13 protein-coding genes are annotated in these 14798 nt (G+C 57.1%); 6 read left to right on the top strand and 7 right to left on the bottom strand.

Features of this window, described 5'->3' with window-relative positions:
• The first annotated feature begins 305 nt into the window (after positions 1-305).
• Entirely contained in the window at positions 306-1043 is a 738-nt protein-coding gene (locus JG746_RS35220) for a helix-turn-helix transcriptional regulator (protein ID WP_199202118.1), read from the top strand.
• A gap of 1838 nt (positions 1044-2881) precedes the next feature.
• On the opposite strand, the gene JG746_RS35210 is transcribed toward JG746_RS35220, so the two are convergent.
• The 3 genes from JG746_RS35210 to JG746_RS35200 all read right to left on the bottom strand — a co-directional run bounded on the left by JG746_RS35210 (position 2882) and on the right by JG746_RS35200 (position 6039).
• Complete coding sequence (locus tag JG746_RS35210) at positions 2882-4843, bottom strand: putative bifunctional diguanylate cyclase/phosphodiesterase (RefSeq protein WP_199202116.1); 1962 nt, start codon at positions 4841-4843, stop codon at positions 2882-2884.
• A gap of 473 nt (positions 4844-5316) precedes the next feature.
• A complete protein-coding gene (locus JG746_RS35205; RefSeq protein ID WP_199202115.1) occupies positions 5317-5595 on the bottom strand; it encodes a hypothetical protein in 279 nt (92 codons plus the stop codon).
• A 3-nt stretch (positions 5596-5598) separates the two neighbouring features.
• Positions 5599-6039, bottom strand: a complete 441-nt coding sequence (locus JG746_RS35200; protein ID WP_199202114.1) for a MucR family transcriptional regulator — start codon at positions 6037-6039, stop codon at positions 5599-5601.
• A 1143-nt stretch (positions 6040-7182) separates the two neighbouring features.
• On the opposite strand from JG746_RS35200, the gene JG746_RS37970 reads away from it, so the two are divergent.
• Entirely contained in the window at positions 7183-7569 is a 387-nt protein-coding gene (locus tag JG746_RS37970) for a hypothetical protein (protein ID WP_199202112.1), read from the top strand.
• A 124-nt stretch (positions 7570-7693) separates the two neighbouring features.
• Here the strand turns inward: JG746_RS37970 and JG746_RS35190 are convergent, their stop codons facing one another.
• Positions 7694-8854, bottom strand: a complete 1161-nt coding sequence (locus JG746_RS35190) for a porin (protein ID WP_199202111.1) — start codon at positions 8852-8854, stop codon at positions 7694-7696.
• 368 nt (positions 8855-9222) lie between these two features.
• Positions 9223-9891 (bottom strand): antitoxin Xre/MbcA/ParS-like domain-containing protein, encoded by a 669-nt coding sequence (locus JG746_RS35185; RefSeq protein ID WP_342216571.1) that lies wholly within the window; start codon positions 9889-9891, stop codon positions 9223-9225.
• 444 nt (positions 9892-10335) lie between these two features.
• Between JG746_RS35185 and JG746_RS35180 the strand changes: the two genes are divergently transcribed.
• Together JG746_RS35180 and JG746_RS35175 are read left to right on the top strand one after the other, a co-directional pair.
• The gene (locus JG746_RS35180; RefSeq protein WP_199202109.1) at positions 10336-10653 is read left to right on the top strand and encodes an NAD-dependent epimerase/dehydratase family protein; all 318 of its coding nucleotides are present in this window, start codon (positions 10336-10338) and stop codon (positions 10651-10653) included.
• Positions 10654-10736: 83 nt separating this feature from the next.
• Entirely contained in the window at positions 10737-10991 is a 255-nt protein-coding gene (locus JG746_RS35175) for a hypothetical protein (protein ID WP_199202108.1), read from the top strand.
• Positions 10992-11588: 597 nt separating this feature from the next.
• Here JG746_RS35175 and JG746_RS37445 read toward each other — a convergent pair.
• Positions 11589-11876: a PilZ domain-containing protein gene (locus JG746_RS37445; protein WP_244731042.1), complete on the bottom strand. Its 288-nt coding sequence runs from the start codon at positions 11874-11876 to the stop codon at positions 11589-11591.
• A gap of 558 nt (positions 11877-12434) precedes the next feature.
• On the bottom strand, positions 12435-12737 hold the full coding sequence (locus JG746_RS35170) for a hypothetical protein (RefSeq protein WP_199202107.1): 303 nt from the start codon (positions 12735-12737) through the stop codon (positions 12435-12437).
• Positions 12738-14178: 1441 nt separating this feature from the next.
• Between JG746_RS35170 and JG746_RS35165 the strand changes: the two genes are divergently transcribed.
• Positions 14179-14436, top strand: coding sequence for a hypothetical protein (locus JG746_RS35165; protein WP_199202106.1), 258 nt, complete (start codon positions 14179-14181; stop codon positions 14434-14436).
• Between the two features lie 5 nt (positions 14437-14441).
• Positions 14442-14660, top strand: coding sequence for a hypothetical protein (locus JG746_RS35160; RefSeq protein ID WP_199202105.1), 219 nt, complete (start codon positions 14442-14444; stop codon positions 14658-14660).
• Positions 14661-14798: the final 138 nt, after the last annotated feature.

Here is a 14798-nt window from a genome sequence, read left to right as displayed (position 1 = left end):
GCAAATTTCGTGGTCGTCCGTTGCGGAACGCTGATGTGATGCACGGCGGTTGGCACGTGTGGAGTTAGTCTGCCGAGCCACATCGTTTGACGAAAGTACAATCGTATCCAAGGCGTTTCCTCCACGCCGGGTTGTGGTCATCCAATCTGGAATAATGCGGGTTGCAACCTATGTATACTGGCGGTTTCGCCTGTCACTTTTGACACGTCGTGAGACGCTGGAATTTCGCGTGGAACAACCTAATTAGATGACCGCCGGAATGGCTTGGATAGCGGCACGTCGATGACAAGGAGGTATGGCTGGAGATGGCGCAATCTGTGTCTGATTTTCATGGCATAACTGAGCGAATTAGGGCAGTTGCCTCTCCTACGGACGCAACGGAGCTTTTGAACACAATTGTCAAAGCCTACGGCTTAGAGACGGCCGCCTTCCTTACCGTCAGGCCGGTTTACGAGGAGCCGAGTCAGCCATTCTATGTGACCACATATTCGCCTGACTGGGTGAAACGCTACATCGACAAGAGGTTTTTCGACATCGATCCTGTGCTTCTCCATGGGCTGCGTGCTGTGACATTGGTCGATTGGAAGGAGATCGACCTATCAGACAAGTCCGTACGCACGTTCTTCGGTGAAGCGAGGGAACATGGGGTCGGAAAGCATGGCGTCACGATCCCGGTTAGGGGTGCTGACGGCGAACGCGGCATTCTGAGCGTAACGAGCAACGAGGACGCAGCAGGGTGGCAGGCGTTTCTCAAATCCCAGCTTCGGGACTTCCAGCCTCTCGCCGGCGAATTTCACAATGCTATCAGTCGAATCCAAGGAAGGCCCCTCCATCAGACGGCCTGCTCTGATAGAGAGATCGAATGTCTGAAGTGGTACGCGAGGGGAGAGAAGGTCAAGAGGACCGCGGAGATATTGTCTCTGTCCCCTCGCACAGTTCGATTTCATCTTGATCTGGCACGGGCCAAGCTGGGCGCCAAAAGCTTGACGCATGCAGTTGCGATCGCGACAGAGCGCGGACTCTTCTTCCAAAAACTGTTCTGATCGGTAGCCAAGCGTTTCGCGAGAAGGGCTCGCCGGCAATAGGCTCCGGAAAGGCGACGCGACGCTCCGAGGGTAGAACGGTGGTCAACCAAGTGGCTATTCGCAAACCATACGGTACCGCTTGCCGGACGCGCTGACGTTCTTGCAGACAAGCGGCTTGTGCGGCCCGGAAGAGGAGAGCGGAGGACTAGCGACCCGCGACATGCGTCTCCTTGATGTCTTGTGAGTTGCCGTACGGCGCGGTTCGAACCTTTCCGGCTCCTGTGGCGCTACCGGAAACACGCTGGCTTCGATTTGTGGCTGTTGCAGGCGAGGCGGCTCTTTGTCAAAGAATCGCCTAGCATCCAGCGGTCTTGGAATAATCACCGTACCATCATCGCTGCGTGCGCAGCCGCTGCCCAACAGCAAAGCCAGCCCCAGGAAAAAAGGCAGTATCCGTTCAAACATAAGTACACCCCTGCCGGGCATATACCCCGGCTTGCGGGTCGCCGACAATCGGCGGAATGGCGCAGGCACGTTGAGGCAAGAACCATGGCCACAATGAACCCTAGGCGGGCCGGCCGCATGCACCAGTGGCGGGCAGTGATGCCGAAACATTTCAGAAGGCGCCGCCACGCAGATCTAGGAGACCTGTGCGCGGGAGCCATTTTGCGGTCGTCCACGAGCCGCCACCCGGACGCGGCGCGGGCGGTGCGAGGTGGCCAGCATCGTCCCGCATATCGATCCGGAGAAGAAGCTGGGGCGCGCTTGCCGCGCGGGCGTCCCACCGCGCGCGCGCGTGGATGACACCAACGTGCTTTGGGGGGGCAAGCTGCCACACCCGCCCACGAGCCGATCGGCCCTCTCGATGATTTGGCGCACCCTCGATGTCGACAAGTCATGTTCCTGCGCCAGGTCAGCGAAGCGCTTGCCCTTCAGAAAGCCTTCGACCAAGGCGACGTTCCTATCGACGGTCGGGGTAAACCCCCAACAGGCCCGCAGTTTTTCCAGCATCATCCCGTTCGTTCATCCGGTTGTTCGCGCCCCTGCAAACCCTTAACCGGCAAAATCGGCGCTTGGAACCCCCACCAGACTTACATCATGGCCCGGTGCGTATGTTGCTGGGAAACAATCAGCGAACTTCTGTTCTGACCTTGGCACCGATGCCGCCGACGGTGGCCGCGTGAAAACACGCAACGCAGGGTGCGGGCGATCGCCATGATCGTTGACCGCCGACCTCGCGAATGTCGGTTTCGACCGAACACCGGTAGATCTCGGCAACGTTGAGTAATTCCGTTTGAAGATGGTTCACTTCGTCGTCGAGGCTCGATCCGTCAGGACCGGTGTCGTAGGCAATGGTCGCCGAGCGGCATCATGGCGTAACCGCGTGTCAGCATGACCTCGATCTGTTCGCGCGCAGGCTTTCTGTTCTCTATCGTCAGTGCAGGCTCTGAGAGCGGCTTCGTGGGATCAAGTCTCTGCGATCTTGTGGCCATTCATTGAGGAAATCGATAGCTTCCGCAAGACTTGCAATATCTTGCACGACGCAGGCTGCGCGCTTCACGAAAAGTGGGCGGCTGAAAACCTCGGCGTTCATTTGGAAAGCAGCAAAGTGATCGCGCGATCTCCAAACACTGGCCTCGGCCCTCAACGTCGCTGCGACCGGCCGCTCCCTCCCTACCGAGCCCAGCTTCGGCGCCGCTCGACCTTACGTGATCACCTCGATCTTATATGCTTCATCATAGGCTACTCCCAGTGCTTGCACTAGCCTTGCAGCCTGCAGCTTACCTGAGCAAGGCGGCCGTTAGGATACGGGACAACCAGACTATCGCCTCCAAAGTGCCGGTCCTGCGACTCAACTACTGACCTCCGGAACTCCTGACCTCCTGACCCGCGGCAATGCCAGGAATGTCGCCTATCCGGACAGGTTTTCCGATTAAATAGCCTTGAGCTTCATCACATCTGACTCGACGCAGATAGTCGAGTTGTTCGGGAGTTTCTACGCCTTCGGCCGTTACCTCAATTCGAAGCTCGTGCGCCAGTTCAATCAGCGATCTTACAATCGCGGCGCAGTCCGCATCGGTGAGCATATCCTGGACAAAAGATCGGTCGATCTTGAGCCGCGAAAGAGGCAATTTACGAAGATACGTGAGGGATGAAAAGCCAGTGCCAAAATCGTCAAGGGCAACTGTGATGGATAGAAAACTCAACGATTGTAACAATGAAATAGCGTCTTCAAAATCGGAAATCAGCACCGATTCCGTGATCTCGACCTCCAGTCTTCGGGGCTCCAAACCGGCTTCAGCCAAGGCCATTACAATTCCATCCAGCAAGGCCTTGTCCTTAAGCTGCACTGCCGACAAATTGACGGAGACCCGCAAGTCGCACGGCCATTGTGCCGCGGCCAAGCAAGCCGTCTTAGCGGCCCAATGTCCGATGCCGTGAATCAATCCCGTTTCTTCAGCGATAGGAATGAACTCCGACGGAGGAATCGCGCCAAGGGTCGGATGCTGCCAGCGCAGAAGCGCTTCAAAACCTCGGATGCGATCGCTCCCGAGGTCGAGAAAGGGTTGAAATGCGAGCCAAAGCTGGTCGTTTACGAGCGCAGATGCCAGATCGCGTTCAAGGACATGGCGCCTTGCAGCAGCCTCATCGTCATTTGCGCTGAAAAACTGGAGGGAGCCCGCCCCCAGCGTCTTGGCCCTGTGTAGCGCGGTGTCGACGCACCGCAGGAGTTGGTTGGCATCCAAACCGTCAGTGGGGGCCAAAGCGATGCCGAGAGAGGCCCTGCAATATATTTCGCGTCCTTCGATCAAGAAAGGGGCGCGCATGGCATCTATGATCTGTTTGGCCAAGGACCTGATTTGATCTGGCCTGATATCGCGGGCAGCGATTATTGCAAATTCGCCGCCCTCCAACCTGGCAATGTCATCGCTCTCCCGCGTCGATTTGCGAAGTCGCGCTGCCACCTCGACCAACAGGGCATCCGACATTGCTCGGCCAAAGTGATCGTTGATCTCGTTGAAATTATTAAGGTCGAACAAAAGCAACGCAAAATGCTGGTCAAACTGCTTTGCGTCCACCAACGCGTTCTCCAGCCGCTCGTTGAAGCTGAAACGGTTTGGCAAACTGGTCAGAACATCCCTGCGAATGGCATGTTCGCTTTCCGCTTGCAGAATGACGCGTTGGGTAAATTGAGACGCGTGAGCAAGCACCGCACGAAACAGCGTGGTGGCGTAACTCACTATCAGGATTGCGACGGGCAGGTTGACCGTGTCTTCCACCCACACAATCGCGACCGCTGAACCGACGAAGATCGGTAGCGTATAGGCGATGGCCGCAATAGGAATCGTGTAAAAGGAAGCGGCGCCGCCCGCGATCATCCCCGCGCTCAGGCACGTAATGACGACCTGGGCTGCGCTTGTTGCCCCACCGAAGAACAGAACGGGAAGTGCGCCCCACCAAGTGCCGAACAAGAAGGCGTTGCGCACCAGGTTTTGCGTTGTCCGGCGAGACACCGACCTTGGTTTGACCGACTGAAAGGATGATCGCGCTCTTAGTCCGACGAAACCAGCGGCGACGATGATTACACTCGCCCAGACGATGGCTTTCGTTTGGTCGGCCGAGCCCCAAACCGCCATAACAAAAGTGGCCGCATTGAGTATGTTCGCACCCATGCCAAGAAGCGTGTTGCGAAGCACGATACTGACCTGCTCCGCCCTGATGCGGCCCGCAAGGGGTTCGATCGTCGAGGGCCCGCCAAAAGCGCGCAGGTCTCCAGCCAAAAGGTCGCCGAGCCTTGCGGACGAACGCTGCGTCACTCTTTCACTCCCCCGCGGTAGAGTAGTCAGCTGCGTGTTGGTCGGTCCCCTAGCACCGAACAATTCGGAAAAAGTAAATTTCAACCGCAAAATTTGGACAGCCCGGTTGGGAACCTAAAGGGCTCCCTAAATTCGAAGATAGCCAAAAACGCGATGCTCCCTTAGGACATCGCCATCATCCATGCTTTCGCAAATTGTGGCGGTTGGCAATTGCGCTTCTGTTTCGACGCCTGCTACGCCTGATTTCCTAGGCTCTATCAAATGCCTTCACTTTGATCCCCCTTTCATACGGCTGACTAGAGGAACCGTCCGGAGGTCGGCAACGTCAGCCTCTCCTGTCTTAACGCGAGCGGCTCGGCGTACCGCCTCGGCCGCATCCAGGTGTAACGTTCGTCACGGTACTCAACGCCATCCTTCGGGATGGCGTTGAGTGTCGGGCGATAACCGTTTGGCGGCCTTCTTAATGCCGCCAACTAACTAGCAAGCTGAGTGCCTGGAGATTTACCGTCATTCAGCTTCGAGAAAACTTCAGACCAAAAGCGGTAGTCGCGGTCGCGACCGTCGAAGCGGGCCGTCAAGGCGCAGTGAGCTGCAGCACTGGCCGCGTTCGGCCCATACAGGTCGAGTGCGGCCTTGACCGCTTCTTCCGGCTGGGCCACATCCCAAAACGTAAAATCGCCGCGATCCAATACATCGGCGCCGATCTGATCTTGGTCATTTCTTGGCTTGCCAAAAAGCTCCTCGACGGCCACGCCTCAGGACTTTGCCTTGCGTTTCGCAGCGGGTTTCTTGGCGGGAGCTGCCTTCCTGCCCAAGCCTAGCTCCTTTGCCAAAGCGGAACGGGTCGCCGAATAACTCGGTGCAACCATGGGATAGTCTTTCGGCAGACCCCATCTCTCCCGGTATTGATCAGGTGTCAGCCCATGACTGGTCGCAAGATGGCGCTTAAGCGACTTGTATTTCCTGCCATCTTCCAGGCTGATAATATAGTCCGGAAACACCGACCTTTTGGGGTTAACTGCTGGCTTGGGCGGGGGTTCTGCTATTGGAGATGGCGGGCTAATATTCGACAACGCCGAATTCACGCTCGCGATCAAATCCGGCAATCCGGACACTGGAATCGCGTTCTTTTGGACATAGGCGGCAACGATATCGGCAGTAAGTTCAATCATATTATTGTTTGGTTCCCCGGGCATCGACGTGCTCCTTCAATCACCACATTCTCATATCCGTCAAAGAGACGATATGCGCCCAACCTATGCCATCTAGATTTTTCCTGATCAAGCCGGATATTTGGCATTTCTGTATGACGCAAGGGCAAAAACGAACTTTCGTTTGGCGGCAAAGCGCGTGCATCGCAAGCCGACCCCTTGGCTGGTATAGAGCGAAAGGATGTTGAAATTGCCTCAATTGGCGGTAGGCTAGGGGCGTCTAAGGCGGGGTCTTGATTATGCAAAGCGAGATATGACGGAGTATAGATCGCAAATGCCTAATAAAGCTTCTGCTGTTTCCACCCATGTCCTGGGCGGACCACATAACTGCTTATGATAGAGAGCATCAGCCCATTTTTTTGTGGCTCTTGCAAGCGTGGATCGAAGAAGCCAGCGTAGAAGAAATGGCTGAAATATTGGGCATTGATCGTGGGAGGAGTCCAGTTCGCGCCCGCGACGCGGTTCGCAGCCATCTCGATCGGCTGGTGTGGCTCTTGACTACGGGACTTTTCAAAGACTGGCCGCAAAAGAGCCCATAGGAATCGGCACGAATTCTTTGCCGGTTGATGGTGAAATGTGCGCCCGGTGGCTCGGGCCGAGAGCGGTGAAGCCTCTGCTAGCGCCCAGAACTCTCCGGTATTTGGCTGACGCATTCCTCGAGCTTTTCCAGGCGGAACTTCGCCCTGCGAAGTTCATGACCGGCTTCGAAACGTCGATGGCGTCCCAAAGGTGTGGTCGTCATGAGGTCGCGCTCCAGTTCGGCAATGCGCGCGCGCACCTGTCGAGCGTCGTCCTGGCGCAACGCTCTAATTAATCCACGTCCCCGCATCAGTCTTCCTTGCAGCATCCAAAAAGCCAGGCGGGTTTATCCGCGGAGCCCCTAATTTCCGGCAAGCCGAAACGCTCGAAATTTAACTTCGGCTACTTTAGCTGGCGAAGGCAAAGAGACACCCGGGAAAAGTCCGGCGAGTAGCAGCAAAGGGCGTGAGCACGAGGCGGACACGCGAACGGAGCGCCGGCGAACAGCGCGACTGCGACGTCGCAGCGGCTGCGGGACGGCGGCTGGGGTGTGGATAACGAGCCTTGGCCTATTGCCGATTGCGCCAGCCGACGCGCACCCTCGCAGGCATGGTGGCGGCGCATGTAGAATTGGCGTTGTTTGAGCAGTCACTCGGCGATCGCGAGGGCGTGCACCAACCGTTCGGTGATCGCGTGGCTGACGCCGCGGAGAAAACCGCAGGAACGGTTCTCTTCGACGTACGTATCGACGGCGATATCTGCGTTCAGCGGATGGCTGCGATTGGATATGCCGAAACCGGCACAGCGATAATCGTGTTGGACAAGAGCGGACAACTGAGATGCGCCTCGATCAACGGAGACACCGCCCTTTTGGTGGCCGACTTGGCTGCTTGGTATGCGTCGCCGCTAAGTGAGCAAGCGAGAGTTGACCACCTCGGAACAGCCAGGGTCCTGCTAGCGAAGCTTCGTAGCTCGGGTCACTTCGCCCCCTCCTAGCCTGCTGAGCGCTGCTTCTTACGAGGGGGCACATTCCCCCCGGTACGGCAGCTCTCGGCAGAAACAAAAGGCCCGCGACGACGTCGCGGGCCTTTCCGTTCTGATCGGGCGGGGCTGGGCTGGATCAGAACGAGCGCTGGAAACGGACGATGCCGCCAACGCTGTTCTTCTTGTCTGCCTTGGTGAAGTTGCCGAACGGAGTGCCGTCGTCGAAGTGGCCGAAGTGATCCCAGTCGACTTCGGTCGTGACCGTGAATCCCGGGACGATGGTATAGGCGACGTTCGCCGCAAGAGCGACGTTCTTGTCATCATCAGCCGAAGCCTGGATGTTGAACGCCGTCTTGTCGTTGAACTTGTAGGTGCCGCCACCCCAGACAGCCCAGTTGCCGCCCCACGGCTTGTAGAAGCCGCGGCCGTGAGCGTCGATTGCGTTGTGGGCATCATCGCGAAGGTTTTTGTCGGTGCCGTAGCCGCCCATGACGAACAGGGATAGTTCCTTGGAGACGTTGACGTCCAACCGAACCTTGCCGGCGACTTCCTCGTAATTGCTGTCATAGGCGACGACGCCGGTGAGCGCACCCCAGTCGCCCTTGTACTTCAAGCCGCCGACGACATGCGGAACATAGCTGTCGATGGTGCCGGTGACGCCGGAGCCTTCTTCGAGCGAAACGACGCCCGAGAAGCCGCTGCCAGCGTCGAAGTAGTAGCTGACGACGTTGGTGTCCTTGATGCCGTACGGGATGATCGTGTCCTGAATGACATTGCCGGCATAACCGATGAACTGGTCATAGGGCGTCTCATCCTTACCGACGCGCAAGCCGCCGAGCTGGATCCAGGCGAAATGCAGGTCGACGGCCTTGTTGGCGGCAGGATTGCTGTCGACGTCACCGCCCGCGGTGACGAGGTTTTTGACACCGAAATCAAAGCGCGTCTCGGTGTAGGTCTTCAACGTGCCGAGCTCGGTTTCCTGGCCGGTCCAGGTCTTCAGCGTGAAGCGGGTGTTCTTAAACCAGGTGCTGTTCTCGCTGCCGTCTTGTACGTCGGTGGTCTTGGCGCCATCGAACGTGCCGATATCGCCGACGCCGGCGTCATAGCGGACGTAGCCGCCGATGCGCAGGCAGGTTTCGGTGCCCGGGATATAGAAGTAACCTGCGCCGTAGACGTCGCAGATCTTGACGTATTCGGCCGGTTCCGGCTCGGCGACCGTCACCGCGTCGGCGGCGCGGGCGCCCGAAACTGCGATCAGGGCCGCAGCGGAGCCGAGAAGAAGGCTCTTGATGTTCATTTTCTTGAATCTCCAGTCAAAGGTTCAAGACAGGCGTCGGCAGGTCTCTTGGGCTCTCCTGCCACCCCGTCCTCATCGTTGAAAAAGTCGCGCGCTGGCGCCGCTTCTTCGCGCTCGACATGGCCGAATTCGCTGCGGTGCACAAACGGAGATTGAGACTGGATCACTGCTCTTTGACTGTTGGGGAAGTATTGTCGCAGAAATATCACGAATATGTGCCAGGAATCGGCACAGAATGCACAAGCGGCACAAACGAGACGTGAGTCTAGCGCAAAAGTGATTCGCAACCGGACTGTCTAGAGAAGAACATTACTTATAAGATGATAATGTATTACAATTGCAGATTAATCTATTTGAAAACCAGAAAGTCAAACCGGCAAGGTGATACTGCCTGCCGATGAAAAGTCGCGTGCGGCCAGCATGACCTCATGCACCATGTCGTGCTTGAGCATTTCAATGGGAGTGCGTCCATCGAGACCGGGCGAAGGGCGGGCCAACCAGAACCAAGCCAGCCTTGGATTGGGAATCAGGGACAGCACCTCGCTGAGCCCCGGCGCCGGCCTGCCGTCGACGAACTGGGCCAGCGGAAAGACATGCTTGCGACCGCCCTTGCGCAAGGCAATGACCTCGTTGCGCCTTTGCCAGCGATGCAGGGTCGAGCGCGGGATGCGGAACTTTTCTTCCAGATAGGTCGATCCGGCAACTTCGCCCGCCCAGTCCTCGATCACCATCGATTGGAGCTCTGCGGCTCCCTCGGCAATGTGTTGGAACGTAGGCTGGCCGGGTCCGGCCGTCGGCGCCGGTTTTTCCGAAGCACAGTCCGCTCCGGCGGTGTGGCCGTGCGCGATCTTGTTTGCCATCGTGCGGAAGAATTCGGTGGCGAGCGCAGTCAAGTCGCCCTTGAAAGAGCCGATCGCAAGCCGCTGTGCCTGCGGCAGGAAGAGCAGGGCGGCGCCCAGACTCCCGGCAATCGCGCTGGCCGGAATGAGTGCCTCGGCGTCCAGCAGGACACCATGCTGTATCAATGCCTGTTGCACCGCCTCGGCTACCAGGCTTGCCAAGGCCTCTTGAGAAATCCCTTCATGCGGATTTTGAAATCTGGTCATGCATCTGCCTGCGGACCACGTGCTCTCGTCCCTCGCCGCGGCCGGTTGTACAGCGGGAAGTGGAACGCGCAACGGCAACAGGCGCAGCGACCAAGCAGGCAGCTGTCTTGCATTTTTACACCCCAACTGGCTGCCCCGAAATGTCAGTTGTGGGACGCCTGAGATTGCCTGTAGGTGCGCTCTATGACAGATTCACGACAGGCGGCGTTGTGTGATGCCTTTATAGGGTGACGTCCCTTTACTATTGCGATCTTGCTGCCTTACTGCGCGGCGCAGGGCCGGCGCGACCGCGGTCCGCTCTATTAAACGGCCCTCAACGGTGTTGCGGACCATCTGGAGCAGAACGCAAACAATGACATCAGGATGTTTTGAGCAATGACAAAGCGCGCTTTGGTGATTGGCGGCTCGGGTTTCGTCGGGGGACATTTGATTCCGGCACTCCACGACGAATATCACGTGAGCGTGCTCAATCGTGGGAGCAAAGTTACAATAGGCGCGGAGCAATTGACCGCGGACCGTACCAATGCGGACCAACTCGCACAGATCGCTCAACAAGTGCCCGGTTTTGACGCCGTTATCGATACGTCTTCTTACAACGCCGAGAGCACAAGAACCGCATGGGCTGCCTTTTCCGGCCTGACGCAGCTGGATTCACCTGAGCAGCGCGGCCGTCTACAAAGAGACACCGGGTAGATGCCGCAATATGGGCGGACTATGGGGCTGAAACTGCGCGACCTGTTCGCCGAGGATGGGCAGACTTTCTGACTGACAGGCCCTTGCTGGTGAAGCTTGCCAGCGAGCGGCTTGAGGCGGTAGCCGACGAGTTGCGAATGCACGGTTGGAAATGGGTGGAGATAAGCCTCGACTACACGTTCATTCACATGGGTGGGTTCGGGCGCATCCATGCGGTGCGGCGCGACCCGACCGAAGCCGAACAGGCCGAACTGTCGGCGCTAGGCTTGGAGGAGATGGAGGATCTCGAGCGCTTAGCGCGACGCATTGGCCAGAAAATCAGAAAATACAGTGGCTAAGGGTGCGCTACGGTCGCCACCGGCGAGGCTTTTCGGCCTGCCTTACACCGTCCACCAAGTGGCGAATGCTATCGCGAAAACGGTGACCACGATCCAGAACATACAGGTCTGGTCTCCGGCTCGGCCGGATTCCCCATCTTCGAACAATTCGTTACCTCCCATTTCTCCACGTGGAAGCACTCCATACCATAACAGGAACACGATCAAGCTGCTCGCGAGTGAGGGAAGTGCCATGGGTCGGTTTAGTCTCCGCTAGAAAAGTCTCGGGACGTCCCAGTGGAGTCGGTAACGCGTATCCACGGCCTACCGAGTACGCGACCAGGCTTGAGCGGTCGCGGTATCGCCTTCACCACTGCGTGAACATGGGTTTGTGCCTCGACTGACACGCTCCGGACGGTCCTTGAGCCGTCCATCTCTTCGACTTTGAAACGTTCCATCGACCTGCTTTCTCGCGCCGACCAATACCAAAATCCGAAACGAATGGAACTGCCATGGACCGCACCTTCGTGAGCGATTGCAAGGCTACGAGCTGGCAAAAGGATCCCGCAGTACTGCCCGCGCGAAAATGGAGTCTCAGGTAGGCTTAAAGATTTATACTTAACCGTAGTGCCAATGTGGCTTTGGTTCCGTACCCATGAACATTACCCCGAGCTTGTCTGCTCGTCGCCACTTAACAACTGACTTATAGCCTATGCCGTCAATCGGGATGTAGAGAAGGAATTCATCCGGAACGCGCGCTTCGATTGACACCTGCAGATCCGCGCCTTTGGAATGCACGTTTCGAACAGTGCACTTGACCTCGGAATTCGAAATACCTGTCAGAATCGACGCTCCTTTGAGAACGCGTCGACGCCGCTGTTTTCTCAATTCTTCGCCACTGTGCATAAAACACCCACGGAAGGAGTAACGTCGGCCTGCCAAGTGCGCTTCTTTACTTTTCTGCGGCGTGGCGGGCAAGGCAGGAACCGCTTATTCACAGAATAAGCGGCAAGTCCCATCCAGACTTTTCTACTGACGGCAGTAATAGGGACGGCCGTTGACAATTTTACGGTGCCGTAGGTGGACGGGCCACAGGTGATGGAGGGCCATCGGCCAACTGCAGGACAGCGGCGGAAACGGTGCCGGAGACTTCCAGCGGTGCTGCGGGGGTGATGGTCCCTATGCCCACGTTGCCGCCGAAATTGGCGGCGCCCAAATAGGGTCTGGCTGACGCCGAGATAGCCCCACGTGGAAGCGCCGTTGGTGAGAGACACATAGCCGCTAGTGCCGTTGGCAATGACCTGGGCGGTGCCGGAGGTGATGCGGTCGGCGCCCGGAGCTGGCGGCAACTGCATCGCAGATCAACCGGCTTACCTCCACCCTTGAGGAGGTGGCGGTAAAGGTCACCGTATTGATCGGGCTGCCGCCAAGAACGCCGGCGGGCCCAGTTGCAGGCGACGAGGCTCAAGGCCGGGATTCAGCGGCCTCTCGATCCGCTTCGGTTGCCAATCCGATGACATGATGAGCCAGGAATACATCGACGTAGTACGCAACTTCGTCGCGCGGCATCGGCAGTTTATCGATGAGGTCTGTAGCCAGCCAACTGTCGATGTAGTCACCGGCATCCCAGAGGCTTCGGGCCAGTTTCTCATTGATTGGCTCGATCCGCTCGATAACGCGCTCGAATGCGGTATTGGCGGCGTCGATCAACACAACCCGGTCGGCCCCTGTAACCGGCAGGGACGCAATAATGGCATTGGAATCCATGAGAGGATCATCCTTCTAGGAGTGGCGTTCCGTGACATCAGCCTGTCGGTCGCCATCCGACGGTGGTTCTTAGTGTGGTGGCCATCCAAGGCGCTAGGCGCCACCTTATGCTCACATGCGCATAAACAGGATACGCGGGAATTTCGCAGATGCAACCGAAGCAGAAGGGACAGCACCGAAATGCGAGCTCGCCCGCGTGGCTTACGGCCCCCCTGCCTCCCTGAGGAGCCCCGCTGTCCCGCCCAGCGGGAGACTGGCTGATTTACCTGCCAGAGTGCCGTCGACGGGCGACGAAGCAAATGTTCGCCGACATAGACTGGCTTGCGGATGCCTACTGCCGCATACGGTAGCGTGTGATGCCCGCATCGCTTTATGCTTTGCGTAACGCTTCCGAATTCTAGAAATCTATGCCTAACCCCAGGTGCTCAAACAAGAAACCAAGCCTACACAACAACGTCGCCGGCTAAAGGCCTGTTATGCGTTCCTGACGTGCAGCCTCGCAGTTCGTTCCAGTTCACAAAATCTTGTTCGTATGTGTAACTTGCGTTGGAAGTTGAGTCTTGACTTTAACAATTGGACACGCTGTTTAGCCCTCGCTTACTCCCAGGCTAGGAGTTCTTCGGTGGCTGTTCGAATAAGGTTTCCCGGTGGCACCTTGAAGGTCAAGAATTATCGTGAACTGCGCGCTCGCGAACGCCAGAGGCGGATGCCCGTAGTCAAGCTCGGTCCAATCTACATTATTTGGTGGCCCAATAGGGAAAAGGCGAACGACGATTGACCGCTTGGCTGGCGGGAGCATGTGCGCTTCCAAGAAGCTAAGCCCTGCGTCGTGATCGGTGAACGCCGCCATCTTTACCGGCACCGCACACATAACGTCCCTTTGGCGCATGGTCGCAGTAATATTGTACAGCGATTGTCCAAAAAAGAAGCTCGGCTGAAGACAATCCCGCCGAGCTTAAGATGTGCAGGCTGGACGGGCATCCAGCGTAAATCATTTCGCAGGAACGTTCTTAAAAGCTCGTAAACGTAGCAGTATATTCAAGCGAAGGTTCCGGCCGGCGAATTGTGGGTTATCGATAGCAGCCGGACTTGAGATGCGATAGGCGCCAAACAATACCCACCGCGATATCCCTTGTTTGAAAAATTACGGACTCCAGCACACCCATGGCCAAGACTGCGAAGGCACGGGTAGCTGTTTACTGTCCAGAAAAGTCACGTTCAACTGCGCATCGATTTGACTGTCAATTCATACAATCTAATGAGACTATAAATATGAACAAAAATGCATGACAAGGTCAGAGCGCGAGGTCAATGCTTGAGAGAAAAGCAACTAAACTCTATCCTGTTTGCTTGCAAGTTCACGCGAAACATGGGTATCTGAGTTGCGGGTGTGCTCCTTTAGGGGCAAGGCTCTCTAGATCGCGGCATTGGGGGTGTCGATATGTATTTTCCAAGGTTTCTTGTCGGGGCAACGTTCACCCTGCTGGTGGTCGTGGGCTGGGTTTATTATGCAACAGATTCGATATGGCGTACGATAGGTTGGGCGGTATTCGTCGCAACCATTCTCCAGGTAGGGTATTTCGCCGCGGTAGGGTTGATGATCTATCTCGGCGTGTCCAAGCGCGCGGAGAAAATTGAGTCGAGCACTGGCGATGAAAGTGGTTCGCTTCCGATCAGGCGGGACGGCATATCTCTCTGATATCTATGAAGGCGTATGACCTTCGAAACCGTCGTCGCGGCGGCGAGGCCGCATGCGACGCCGACGCAATCAGCAACCCAGTCGAGCGCATCAACGTCACGCGCTATCCAGGCCAGCCCTTGGAGAACCTCGATTCCGGCACCAACCAACGTGAGGAAGATGATCAGCGTTATCTTTCGCTCGGGCCAGCCGAGGCTTCCAAGGAACATCAGGACGGCGAATGACCGTGAAGTGGTTCAACTTGTCGTAGTGAAAGCCGATGTCCATCCCAAAATCCTTTAGACGAGGCAGCGGCAACAGCGCGAGCACAAGGACGACAACCAGCGCGACCACAAAAGCAACCTGTTCGGTGTCTCGATGAG

Origin of the sequence: Mesorhizobium sp. 113-3-3 (genome assembly GCF_016756495.1) — a bacterium.
Taxonomy (GTDB): domain Bacteria; phylum Pseudomonadota; class Alphaproteobacteria; order Rhizobiales; family Rhizobiaceae; genus Mesorhizobium.
Note: the sequence above shows the minus strand (reverse complement) of the source record. Positions and strands in the feature narration are given on the sequence as shown.